A 12804-nucleotide genomic window follows, 5' to 3' on the forward strand; every position below is an offset into this window, starting at 1 on the left:
TGGTTTATTTCAATATAGGGAGACTATTATGGCAGTTATATTTTCCGGCATCCAACCAAGTGGGGAGTTAACACTTGGTAACTATTTGGGGGCTTTACGTAATTTTTTAGACTATCAAGATACTGATGAGTGTTACTATTGCATCGTTAACCAACATGCGATTACTGTACCGCAAGATCCAAAAGAGTTATTCCAAAATACTCGTAATTTGGCTGCGTTGTACCTCGCTGTTGGTCTCAATCCTAAAAAGGTAACATTGTTCGTACAATCCGAAGTGCCTGAGCATGTTAAGCTCGGTTGGGTTATGCAATCTATTAGCTATGTTGGCGAATTAGAGCGTATGACTCAGTACAAAGATAAGTCTCAAAAGCAAGGTGACTCTATTCCTACAGCGTTGCTTACGTATCCACCATTGATGGCGGCGGATATTCTGCTATATGGTACGAATTATGTTCCTGTAGGTGAAGACCAAAAGCAACACCTTGAGTTGACTCGTAATTTAGCAGAGCGTTTTAACCGTAGATTCGGTGAAACTTTCGTAGTACCTGATATCAAGGTCGGCGAAGGTGGTGCTCGTGTCATGAGCTTACAAGAGCCAACCAAAAAAATGAGTAAATCTGACGACAACCAAAATGCTACAATTCGTCTTTTGGATGCTCCAGATTTGATTGTGAAAAAATTGAAACGCGCTCAAACTGATTCTGATAATGCAGTGCGTTATGATAAAGAGAATAAACCTGGCATTTCTAACTTGATGGGAATATACCGTGCCATTACGAAAGACAGCTACGAAGCTATCGAAGAAATGTACGCTGGCAAAGGTTACGGTGTATTTAAATCCGATATTGCCGATCTATTAGTAGCAACTCTTGAACCAATTCAACAACGTTACAACGAATTGATTACAAGCCCTGAATTGGATGTAATCCTCGATGAAGGGGCTGCTAAGGCGCATGCTAAAGCAAGTACAATGTACCGTAAGGTAGAGCAAGCTATGGGCTTGTGCCGTAAATAAAATCATATAGTAGACTTTCAATTTGTGAGGTAAACCATGACGAAACAAGAGGCGATGGAACGCTTTTCATCAGGTGCCGTACAACAGAGCTTAGAAATACATCGCGGTATACAGTGGACCGGTCGCATCATCGGTCTAGTTGCGTGTGCGTTGATTGTAAAATATATGCCCTCAGACTGGGCGGAACGTGTATGGTATTATCTGTTGTTGCTCGTGATATTATGGACCCTTCATAGATTAGGTGAAAGTCAAGCTTTTATCTGTGAAAAGGGCCTCGTGTTAAAACGTAGGCCTTTTTCTGTGAAAGAATACTTTCACAGTTTATTCTATGGGGATGAATATTTCGTCTTTGTTGATTATGAGCATATTATTGGATTCACTGAGGAATGGCGTGAGTTGCAAGCAATGAATGGTCATGGTGGGATCTATGTGATACCACTTGATCTGCATCAGGTGGCGTACAAGGATAAAATGGCGATGATTGAGGCCATTCATAAACATACGCAGTCATAAAGTATAAGTACGTAGCGTCATACAATATAGGTATACAGAAATATAAATATATGACTACAGAAACATAAAGCAAATGAATCTAGAATCATAAACTATATATGTGGAAAGTCTTTAAAATAAAAAATATAAAATTCATCGAATTAACTATTTACAACTTTAATGAACTAAAGTATAATACAATCATTAAGTACGGAATCTAAATCTATATTGAACATATTATTAAGTGGTAAATAGGCGATAATCGCTGTGGAGGATAGTTATGAATTGGAAAAAGATGATGGCCGTTGGCCTTGCAGCTGTATCTATGATGGCATTTGTAACAGGTTGTGGTGGTGACACTAAAAAGGCTAATACAGAATTGCCTAAGAAAGTTGTTATCGGTTTAGATGATAGTTTCCCTCCAATGGGCTTTAAAGATGAAAAAGGCGAAATTGTTGGCTTTGATATCGACATGGCTAAAGAAGCAGCTAAACGTGCTGGTATGGATGTAGAGTTCAAAGCTATCGACTGGTCTAGTAAAGAAGCGGAACTAAAATCTAAAAAAATTGATGCTTTGTGGAATGGCTTAACAGTCTCTCCTGAGCGCGAGAAGAATATTTTATTCTCCAATACATATATGAAGGATAAACAATACGTTATTGTTCGTAATGACGATGACTCCATTAAAGGTAAAGCCGATTTAGCTGGTAAGGTAGTAGGCGTGCAACAAGCTAGTACTGGTGAAGCAGCATTGCAAAACGATCCAAGCGGTAAGGCTGTTAAAGAAACAAAATCCTATGCGGATTTTGTAAGTGCATTTATGGATCTTGGTATTGGGCGTGTTGATGCGGTTATTGCTGATGGTGTAATCGCTCGTTATCTTATGACAAAAGAACCTGGTAAATACAAAATCGTAGAAGGTACTGACTACGGCGTTGATAATTTCGCTGTTGGTTTCCGTAAAGATGATACTGCTTTGCGTGACAAAATTAATGGTATCTTAGCTGAAATGAAAAAAGACGGTACTGCTGATAAAATTGCTGAAAAATGGTTAGGCTCAGGCGCAGACTTAGATAAGAGCGATGCTAAATAGTACAATTCGTGATATACTAATAGTACTATGGTCAGTAGGTACAACTGATAATTAAAGAACGAAATGTACACTAGAGAAGCGGCCAGATGGCCCTTCTCTAGTCGTGTTTTGAAGGAGTCTTTCATGTTAGATTATTTATTGCAGATTATCCCAACCATCGCTGATGGTTTAAAGGTAACCGTATCGCTATTCTGTATTGTATGGATTTTATCTATTCCTGGTGGCATTTTAATGGCTATGTTACGTCTATCTAAATTGCCTTTAGTAGATAAGTTTGTTGATGCTTTCGTGTATTTGATGCGGGGCACACCGTTGATGCTACAAATTTTATTCGTCTATTATGCATTGCCAATCATCACAGACGGTGCCATTCAAATGGATGATGCGACGGCAGCAGTTCTTACCTTCGTATTAAACTACGCAGCGTATTTATGTGAAATATTCCGCGGTGGTATTCAATCTATCTCTCGTGGTCAGTATGAAGGGGCAAAGGTTCTTGGTTTTACCTATGCACAAACTATGCGTAAGATCATCTTGCCACAAATGTTTAAACGTGTATTGCCTCCTCTTGCGAATGAGACGATTAACTTATTGAAAGATACATCTCTCGTGTATGTATTGGCGATGAATGATATCTTGCGTATTACAAAATCTATCGTACAACGTGATTTTGATATTTCTGCATTCCTCGTGGCAGCATTATTCTACTTAATCTTTACCTTTATTTTGACGAATATCTTCAGCTACTTAGAACGAAGATTTGCTGTATACGAAGATTAATCTAATTCTATGGTAGTTTGTCATATGTAATGATGTAGCTAGTTTTATAGGTGAGATACTTTTATTTGATGTCTATAGATGCGATTTTATAGATGAGATATCTTTACTTGAGGCGCTAGTTATATACTTAATATGACGATGTAAGAGGTACTTATGACATTTGTAAATATGGAGCGTATTGAAAAACGCTTTAATAATCAAACCGTATTGCGCGATGTGTCGCTCAAAATGAATAGAGGAGAAATTGTTTCTATTATCGGACCTTCTGGTTCTGGTAAATCCACGTTTTTGCGCTGCTTAGGTCAGTTAGAAACGATTGATGGAGGCTCTATTACCGTTGATGGTACGATTCTTGCTAGTACTGAAAATGGGGTTGTAAAATACGCTTCTCCTCAAACTCAGCATGAATTATTGCTCCGCATGGGTATGGTATTCCAATCTTTCAATTTGTTCCCGCATATGACGGTATTAGATAATATTATGATTGCTCCACGTATGGTAAAAGGTATGAAAGATGACGAAATCTCACCGATTGCAGAGCAATTACTCAATAAAGTAGGATTATGGGAAAAACGAGATATGTATCCATCTCGCTTGTCTGGCGGTCAGCAACAGCGTGTAGCTATTGCCCGTGCGCTAGCGATGAATCCAGAAATTATGCTCTTTGATGAACCCACATCTGCTCTTGATCCTGAGCTTACTGGTGAGGTTCTTAAGACAATCAAACAATTAGCGGACGATCACATGACGATGATTATCGTAACTCATGAAATGAACTTTGCTCGTGAAGTATCGGATCGTGTTATCTTTATGGCTGATGGTGTTATTCAAGAAGAAGGAACACCAGAACAAATTTTTAGTCATCCGCAGAACGAAAGAACGAAAGCGTTCTTGGATAATATGTTATAGGAGGTTCTATGAAGTTACGTTTATTTGCGGCAACCTTAGCTGTCATGGCTTTGGGAACGACTTCTATTATGGCAGAAGATTTACAGAAGACGCCTGATACACCTTTATCTATTGTGGAATCTCAGAAGGATTCCGCATCTATTTTGCCAGAACAATACAAATCCTATGCTACTAAGATGAACACGGTGGTGAAGGATTACAAAAATGGTTATATGTTCTCGATTCCTTGGCGTGTAGCTGATGGCGTTATGTTAGATATGGATGTGCGTAGTGAAAGTGAACATATTCAAGGGTATTCCTTCAATTTAGCGGGCCCTACGCAAGAGGATTCCTATACAGTATCTTTTACTAAGCGCAATAATACACCACAAGAAGGAATATCTCAAAAAGAATGGAATACGACTTGGTATGGTGTACCTATTAAGGGCATGTCTAATGAGGAGTATTTAAATATCTGGCGCCAACATAGCAATAACTTTGAGCATAATGATATTGTTGGTGGGTTCTTTGCTAAGAAAGGTGCAGTTTCCGCACGCTGGGATAAGAGTACACCAAAATCTTATGCAGATATGACATCTACAGAGCCGGTTCAGTCTGTATTTGAAGCAGAATTTATCATGGAGAAAGATCCAACTCATCGGTACAATTTGTCTAGTACGTATGCACCTGTTCGTGCAGAGTTTATGGAGCTAGGTTTGATGGAGCATACAATTCCATCCTTTGAATTGATCAATAAGCGCGGTTCTAATGCTATTAAAGGGGTAAAAAAAATATTAACCGGCACAAGCGATATCAGTGTTGCAGAAGGTATCAAATTTACCTATCCAAAAGGTTTCACCCGTCTTAATGAAAAGGGTAAGATTGCTTTCACTAAACATAATATACGCCTCGACATTGAGTCCTTTACAATCCCAGTACAAGCTGTCAGCTCCGGTATGCCGACAATGATGGGCAAGCAAATGCTTGGTGACTATTATCTTAAACAATTGGTTGATGTGAACAAGGCCACGATTACTCGTTATGAAACGCATATCATTGACGGTAATGTAATGTTCTATTTGGCGGGCCATATGAAAAATCCAAATACGTCTGATACAGCTGTAGCGGAACCAGTATCCTTTGGCGCAACAATTATTCTTGGCAATGAAGGTAATGTAGCAGTAGCTCGAATGATTGGTCCATCCGGTAGTAATCTTGCTACTCAGGAACTTATAGATGTATTAGATGGTTTTAGATTGACTACTACACTTAATACAAACCAATCGTCTCAGGTTCTTTAATATACGCATAATATTCTTTTATTTGTATAATTCTGTACGATTTGTGCTATAATGTAATAAATCCTCAGAAAAAAGAGGAGTTTTCCTTGATGGTCTAGAATATATTAGTATAGGCTAAACGATATTTGATCATATCCCCTTTGAGGGATTAGGAATAGGAGGGGTTATTATGGTTACCTACAAAACTATTGTCGTACCTACTGATGGTTCTGAAAATGCTAAACGTGCGTTGGAACATGCTCTCGCTGTAGCGGATCGCAACCAAGCTGAATTGATTGTTGTTCACGTTGCAAATATTGTGTCTGCTATTTCCAATTTTGATCAAACACCAATTTCTGGTGGATATGTATCTGAGCAAATTGCTGAGGATATGGAAGAAACTGGTAAGGAAATTCTTAATGATGTAGTGAAAGAAATTCCTGCAGGCGTAAAAGTTAAAAGCGTATTTGAAGTTGGCTCCCCTGGACCTGCACTACTTGCAGTGGCAAAAAAATATAATGCTGATCTCATCGTAATGGGTAGCCGTGGTCTTGGCCCTTTGAAAGGCTTATTCATGGGTAGCGTAAGTAGCTATGTAACTAGCCACTCCACTTGCCCTGTATTAATCATTAAATAATTTATATCTTATATAGATATGATAAAAAAAGAGACTTTGGTTTCTCAAAGTCTCTTTTTTATGTTAAAAATGATATAATGTCTATATGTGTGCCATACATATTGGTGTTATACGTTAAGACGTATCGATTAGTGACATAGAAGAGCTACAAAAAAGAATGGATAGGATTAAAAAAGGGGGATTATATGACCGACAAACAAGAATCATTGCTGAAGCTAGCAGAACTGTTTAAAATCTTGGGTGATCCTACACGCCTTAAAATAGTAGAGCTATTACTAGAAAATGAAATGTGTGTTAATCACATTGCAGAAACCATGGAGATGGGACAATCTGCTATTTCTCATCAATTGCGTGTATTGCGCCAAGCACGTCTTGTTACATATCGTAAAGATGGGAAAACAGCATATTATTCTCTAAACGATGATCATGTTGAATGTTTAGTTCGCATGGGGATGGAACACGTAGCTCATCAATAATTTAAATTTTTTATAATGAACACATTTCGTCCTACTTAGGATGAATTGTGTTTTTATATTTTATATATTTTATTTGAGTTGTATTTGATTATGGAGAAGTATATAAAGTGAATCTGTTAATGAAAAATATAGGAATATTAGTGGTGTTTTTAGCTACTGTATTCTTATCAACAAAATCTATATGGGCAAAACTAATTTATTTAGATTCACTGAGCCCTTTGAATGTTCTTGTGTGTAGGGCTGTTTTATCATTACCTTTTTTTCTTATACCAATGATTCGCTTTGATTGGAATAGCGTGAATAAAAGTAAGGTTTTTAAATACTCATTTTTGGGGGCTATTCTTTATGTATCTTCATCTATAACGGACTTCATAGGATTATTATATATATCTGCCTCATTAGAACGTGCTGTTCTATTTACATTTCCAATTTACGTTTTTCTGTTATCATCAGATTTATCACGCATTACATTTTCAAAAGTAGTTTTAATTGTATCTACTGTGCTAGGATTAGCAATTATGTTTAATCCTACCGTTGATAACCACCTTACAGATACTTTAATAGGCATTTCACTAGTCTTGCTTTCTGCAATCTTTTGGGCGTTGTTTATTATTTATAGTAAGAGGGCTGTTTCGAATATTAGTTCTACTATTTTTACCAGTACTTATATGTGTATAACTACAGTACTTTTACTTCTCGGCTTTATAATTGATAGCAAAAATTTTACTACATTTTCAACACTCCAAACGCATACTATGATTTATTTAGTATTTTTGGCCATTTTTTGTTCTATCATTCCTTCATACTTGATGTCTTTTGGTCTTAAAAGAATTAATGCATCTCTTGCAGCCGTTATTAGTGCAATGGGACCAATAGTTACTTTAGCTTTAGATGTAGTTATTCTTAATCATAATTTAGCCTTGAATGAAATTATTGGTGCTATAATTGTTACAGCTTGTGTAACTTGTTTAACAAGGCTAAATGCTAAGGCATAAAAAATCACTCATAGTCATATGGCTATGAGTGATTTTTTATAACTATGATTTTTTATTTTAATATAATGGGAATAGATAATAGGCTATAGTAATAAACAGTGGCATTGTTATAGCGGATAAAATAGTTGTGCCCATTACGATTTGTGTAGCATATTCTGGATTATTCTTCATTTCAATAGCAATAAGAGACATATTGATAGCGGTAGGTACGCTGTAGGTTATGATGATAGTTTGCGCCGCTATTGGATGCATAGGTCCATAGAACATAATGAATAATATAGTAATACCAGCTGCTAGGAGTGGACTCACAACGAGCCGTAATGTGGTAGCAAGCATGACATCCATCTTAAAGAAGTTTAGCGGTGTTCTATTAATTTGAACACCCAAGGCAATCATAGCGACGCCAACGAAGGCATTGGCAAATATATTGAGCGGTGCAAAGAAGAAGAGACCGTGTAAATCGAAAGGGAGTAGGTGGCAAAGTAGTGCCAGTGGGATGGCATATACCATAGGCATGTGGAATACGACTTTTAGTGCATCCCGAGGGGTTAATCGTCCTGCTCCCGCTTGGTAGAAACCGTAGGTATTACTGCTAATAGTTTGTATGATCATGATAGATACAACACTCACTAAACCTAGATTAGCATAGGGGGTAGCACCATCGATGACATATGGAATGTTAGTAAATACAAAGATAGCAAGGGCGACACCCATATTCCCAACGTTATTAAACATAACGCAGTTTTTTAAGGTTGCAATCTTAGCCACATCATATCCTTGTATCTTACCTACCACATCTGAAAGGATGGAGTTTAGTATGAGTACACAGAGCGCACAGAATACAATCTCCAAAGTACCTGAGTTAAGTTTAGCTTCATACATCGCTCGAAATATAAAGGTAGGTAACAATATATAAAAGTTTAGTTTACTCAGCGTATATAGATCGAGTTTAAATTTTCTATCTAATATAAATCCCACGCCTATAAGTACTAAGATAGGGACCATAGAATTCATAAAAATATGGCCTACTAATTCGAATAGATTCATCATCTCACCTAGAGTTTTTCTTTAATATATTAGTTAATATATAAGGCATAATTTTAGTTTATCGTATAACTATATGTAGTAAATATACAGTTGTTTTATATAAGCTGTAAGTGAATAAGTTTTCTAAAATATTTTTATCCTTTATAGTATTATCATACCATAGTATCTATTGTTTGGGGCTTAAAAATTTATTGATTATTATTACTTATCATAATCATCAGAAATATCTATGTAGAATGTGATTTTAGTATACGATTTCAATCATTGATTTATAGTATAATATGTATATGTTGTATATGTTGTATATTTCAGTTTGTTAGTACGCGAAGTGTCTCTAGGTATTACCATGGCGTTTACAGTATGGCGTTTTAAGGGATGCACAGGAGGAATTATGAAACGAATTTTATTAGTATTAATAAGCGTTTTCATGCTTGCTTTTTTAGTAGGTTGTGGTAATGATGCAAGTAAACCAACTGAGTCAGCTAAACCAAGTACATCTGAAAAGATTACTGTACAAGCTGCAGCAAGCCTTAAAGGTGCTCTTACAGAATTGGCTGATGCTTACAAAAAAAGCCATAACTTAGCGGATGATCAAATCGCTATTAACTTCGCTGGTTCTGGTACATTACGTCAACAAATCGAACAAGGTGCACCAGCTAGTTTATTTATTTCTGCTGACGAGAAAAATATGAAAATGTTACAAGAAAAAGATTTGGTAACTGATGTAAAACCATTCGTAACTAATGAACTCGTTCTCGTAGTTCCAAAAGGTCAACCTAAGGTTGAGCTAAATCAAATCGCTACAGTAAAGCGTATCGTATTGGGCAATCCTGAAACAGTACCAGCTGGTAACTATGGTAAACAAGTATTAACAAAACTAGGCGTTTGGGAACAGGTAGAACCTAATGTAGTATACGCTAAAGATGTAAAAGCTGTAACAGCTTCCATTAGCCAAGGTGCTGGAGATGCTGGTTTCATCTATAAAACTGATGCTATCGCAGCGGGCGATGCAGTTGAAATCTCTGCAGTAACACCGGCTGATTCCCATGATCCAGTTATCTATCCAATTGGTATTATTAAAAAATATGACAACGCATTGGCAAAAGACTTCTACCAATACGTAATGAGCCCAGAAGGCCAAAAAGTATTAGAAAAATACGGTTTCTCTACTTCTAAATAAGAGTAAAGCGCTAGCTTTCAGGGCTAGCGCTTTCTTATGATACAATAGAGATATTATTGATATTACTAATCTTATGATTGCTCACTGTATGCTTTTCTTTTACTCATTTGTAGTGATGAGTGCTTAATAATCTAACATATGATATGATTTTGGGCATATAATTTGTTTGAAAAGTATTTTTGAATTAATGGATATAACACATACTTTAGAGTTGTTGTGTATAGAAAGGGGGCGTGACATGAGTCCATTATGGCTGTCGCTATGGGTGGCAAGTATAGCTCTTATTATAGTTATTTTAAGTGGCTTAGCGACTTGTTACTGGATGAACCGTTGCAAGTGGGGTGGTATTGCCATTCTTGATGCACTTATTACCTTGCCACTTGTACTGCCTCCGGTAGTTGTTGGTTTTGCGTTACTTATGGTATTTACTCCAGGTTATGCGTTTGGTGCTTGGCTTGAAGCTCATGGTATGAGTGTTGTTTTTGCTGCATCCGGTGCCGTGATAGCCTCCTCTGTAATTGCATTTCCGCTGTTTTATCAAACGGTGCGTTCAGCATTGCAATCCGTCGATCATAATATGGAGGACGTAGCGCGTACATTAGGTGCTTCAGAGTTACGTATCTTTTTTACTATCTCCGTACCACTCGCTTGGAAAGGCATTTTGACGGGCAGTATCTTAGCCTTCTGTCGTGCTATGGGCGAGTTCGGTGCTACCATTTTGATTGCAGGCAATATTCCAAAGGTAACGCGCACCATGCCACTTGCTATCTACTCTTACGTAGAGGCAGGGCAGTACATGGATGCTTTTGAATTAGTTATCTATATTTGTGTGCTCACATTGGCATTGTTGAGTGGAATTCACTTCATCACAAAGGGGTCCTTGTTCCATCACATTGATAATAATTAGGAGGTCCGATGATTACATTTTCCTTTACCGTAGCTAGACCTTCTGTGACTGTGAAAGCCGATGGGGTACTTCTTTCTGGTATTACCGTTTTGACAGGTCAATCCGGCAGTGGTAAAAGTACTTTCATTAAATGCATTGCAGGACTTGTAAAACCCACTACAGGTAGTATTCATTGTAATGAAACAACGTGGGTGGATCGAGATAATAAGATTTGGGTTCCCGCTCAAAAACGTCAGGTAGGGTATATGCCACAAGGCAACATCGTATTCCCTCATTTGTCTGTGGAACATAATATTACCTATAGCAAACGAGGCACACCTGACATGTGCAATAGTCTATTGCAGCGTTTAGGTCTTGAGAAATACCGAAAAACGAAGGCTGGCAGCCTGTCTGGTGGCGAACAGCAACGAGTTGCTTTGGGGCGTGCGCTATACTCTAAACCGACTATCTTGCTTCTCGATGAGCCTTTATCTGCTTTAGATTGGAACTTGCGAAAGCATGTGCGCGAAGATTTGGTGTCCATTATTCGCGAGTGGGATGTACCTTGTGTATGGGTTACTCATGATGAAAGCGAAGCCGAAATGGTTGGAGATCGGCACTGGACCTGTGAAGAAGGACAAATTCAAATATCTAAATAACAATAATGTAAATAAAAGAATCTAAATAACAAAACCCCTTCATACGAGTTATTGCTCCTAAAGGGGTTTTATTGTTTATATAGCAGTTCCTATTTAGTTAGTCTCCTATCTTGGATGCTTGTTGTATATATCCTATTATGGTTGTTTAACTTCTGTAGAGACCTTTACTGTTTTACTTACGAAACCAATGATAGTAGTTATGATAAAGGCCATTGTAAAGGCTGGTAATGTAGCACCTACGGTGCTTTCAGTGTGTAACATATAGTGATATAAACCGACCGATACAGCCCAAATTGTGCCGCGTACTAAAAAAGCCGATAGAGTTTGCACTTGTTGACGATTCATAAAGTAGTCCGCTAGCAAGATGGCAATCATTGGGGTAAAGACAGATCCGATGAGGTATAAGAAGTCTGTAATATCGTCCATCGGATACAAGATAGCTGCAATAGTGCCAACGATGGTAACAATAACTGCAATGCCCTTACTAGATGCACTATTATAGATTGTGGTGCTAGAAACACCTGCAGAGTAAGCGTCCATAAAGGTTGTAGTGACAGTAGAGAAGATAATTACGAGGAGCCCTGCTAGGCCAAGGCCTGCATTCATCATAATGGTAATAATAGAGTCTCCACCACCAAAGATGGCCGCACTAAGACCTAAGGTATACATGACGATACTCGTTACCGTGTAGATTGTAGCACTTGTAAGTGATGCGGTGAGAGGATGTTTACTTTCACGGGTATAATCACTGATGAGAGGTAGCCAAGATAGTGGCATGGCAATCGATAACTCAAGAGCAGCGATGAAACTCATGTTTCCGCTAGTTAGAAGGCCACCTTCACTAGGCCACTGTGATATCATGTGCGTGCCCATGTAGAGGGTGAGGCCTAGCAATAGAATAGATACGATGGCTTGAATATAGCCCGTATTGTGGAGGCCGATGAAAAGCCACAGGATGACAAGCGCTCCGATAGCTATCGTCCAAATCATAGGGGATAGGGGTGCTAACTCTTGTAAGGCTAGCATAGCATCGTAGATCATGATGCTAGTCCAGCCGATAAGTTGAAGCATATTTAAAAAGGCAAAGCCTTTAGCCCCTAGTGGGCCAAAGCTGAAAGCGGTTGTATTCATACTACCTTGCCGTAAGCGTCCGCCGATGAGGCCAGCCCCAAAGAGTAGTATGCCGCCGATAATATGACCTAAGATGATGGCATAGAGACCTTGTATAAGTCCTAAGGGGGCCAGATAGGTACCGGTCATAATTTCCGCAATCGATAAAGCGGCACCGAACCATATCATGGCAAATTGTGGTTGCGTGATGTGTGTATTTTTCATACGTCCTCCTTGCCAGGAAGTCATAGAAAAAGCCGAGCTCA

At 38.2% G+C, this 12804-nt stretch carries 14 protein-coding genes; 12 read left to right on the forward strand and 2 right to left on the reverse strand.

What is annotated here, in order from left to right; genetic code table 11:
- Positions 1-28 precede the first annotated feature (28 nt).
- The 9 genes from trpS (at position 29) to E7L28_RS03805 (ending at position 7656) form a co-directional block, all read left to right on the forward strand.
- Positions 29-1015 carry a tryptophan--tRNA ligase gene (gene trpS / locus E7L28_RS03765; RefSeq protein WP_101928933.1) on the forward strand — a complete coding sequence of 329 codons (987 nt, stop codon included), beginning with the start codon at positions 29-31 and terminating at the stop codon, positions 1013-1015.
- Between the two features lie 36 nt (positions 1016-1051).
- Positions 1052-1528, forward strand: coding sequence for a hypothetical protein (locus E7L28_RS03770; protein ID WP_008602920.1), 477 nt, complete (start codon positions 1052-1054; stop codon positions 1526-1528).
- 259 nt (positions 1529-1787) lie between these two features.
- Complete coding sequence (locus E7L28_RS03775) at positions 1788-2600, forward strand: amino acid ABC transporter substrate-binding protein (protein ID WP_316692194.1); 813 nt, start codon at positions 1788-1790, stop codon at positions 2598-2600.
- 123 nt (positions 2601-2723) lie between these two features.
- Positions 2724-3380: an amino acid ABC transporter permease gene (locus E7L28_RS03780; protein ID WP_077708071.1), complete on the forward strand. Its 657-nt coding sequence runs from the start codon at positions 2724-2726 to the stop codon at positions 3378-3380.
- A gap of 153 nt (positions 3381-3533) precedes the next feature.
- Complete coding sequence (locus tag E7L28_RS03785; RefSeq protein WP_077708072.1) at positions 3534-4289, forward strand: amino acid ABC transporter ATP-binding protein; 756 nt, start codon at positions 3534-3536, stop codon at positions 4287-4289.
- A gap of 8 nt (positions 4290-4297) precedes the next feature.
- Complete coding sequence (locus E7L28_RS03790) at positions 4298-5569, forward strand: hypothetical protein (protein ID WP_077708073.1); 1272 nt, start codon at positions 4298-4300, stop codon at positions 5567-5569.
- 169 nt (positions 5570-5738) lie between these two features.
- A complete protein-coding gene (locus E7L28_RS03795; protein ID WP_004693853.1) occupies positions 5739-6185 on the forward strand; it encodes a universal stress protein in 447 nt (148 codons plus the stop codon).
- 185 nt (positions 6186-6370) lie between these two features.
- Complete coding sequence (locus E7L28_RS03800) at positions 6371-6661, forward strand: ArsR/SmtB family transcription factor (protein WP_004693850.1); 291 nt, start codon at positions 6371-6373, stop codon at positions 6659-6661.
- Positions 6662-6780: 119 nt separating this feature from the next.
- Positions 6781-7656 carry a DMT family transporter gene (locus E7L28_RS03805; RefSeq protein WP_232054999.1) on the forward strand — a complete coding sequence of 292 codons (876 nt, stop codon included), beginning with the start codon at positions 6781-6783 and terminating at the stop codon, positions 7654-7656.
- A gap of 57 nt (positions 7657-7713) precedes the next feature.
- Here the strand turns inward: E7L28_RS03805 and E7L28_RS03810 are convergent, their stop codons facing one another.
- Positions 7714-8703: an AEC family transporter gene (locus E7L28_RS03810; protein ID WP_077708075.1), complete on the reverse strand. Its 990-nt coding sequence runs from the start codon at positions 8701-8703 to the stop codon at positions 7714-7716.
- 391 nt (positions 8704-9094) lie between these two features.
- On the opposite strand from E7L28_RS03810, the gene modA reads away from it, so the two are divergent.
- The 3 genes from modA to E7L28_RS03825 all read left to right on the forward strand — a co-directional run bounded on the left by modA (position 9095) and on the right by E7L28_RS03825 (position 11428).
- Positions 9095-9883, forward strand: a complete 789-nt coding sequence (gene modA / locus E7L28_RS03815; RefSeq protein WP_077708076.1) for a molybdate ABC transporter substrate-binding protein — start codon at positions 9095-9097, stop codon at positions 9881-9883.
- 238 nt (positions 9884-10121) lie between these two features.
- Complete coding sequence (modB, locus tag E7L28_RS03820) at positions 10122-10790, forward strand: molybdate ABC transporter permease subunit (protein ID WP_101928934.1); 669 nt, start codon at positions 10122-10124, stop codon at positions 10788-10790.
- An 8-nt stretch (positions 10791-10798) separates the two neighbouring features.
- On the forward strand, positions 10799-11428 hold the full coding sequence (locus tag E7L28_RS03825; RefSeq protein ID WP_316711449.1) for an ATP-binding cassette domain-containing protein: 630 nt from the start codon (positions 10799-10801) through the stop codon (positions 11426-11428).
- A gap of 135 nt (positions 11429-11563) precedes the next feature.
- On the opposite strand, the gene cytX is transcribed toward E7L28_RS03825, so the two are convergent.
- The gene (gene cytX, locus E7L28_RS03830) at positions 11564-12763 is read right to left on the reverse strand and encodes a putative hydroxymethylpyrimidine transporter CytX (protein ID WP_101928936.1); all 1200 of its coding nucleotides are present in this window, start codon (positions 12761-12763) and stop codon (positions 11564-11566) included.
- Positions 12764-12804: the final 41 nt, after the last annotated feature.

This window comes from Veillonella parvula, assembly GCF_032575955.1.
Lineage (GTDB): Bacteria > Bacillota > Negativicutes > Veillonellales > Veillonellaceae > Veillonella > Veillonella parvula_J.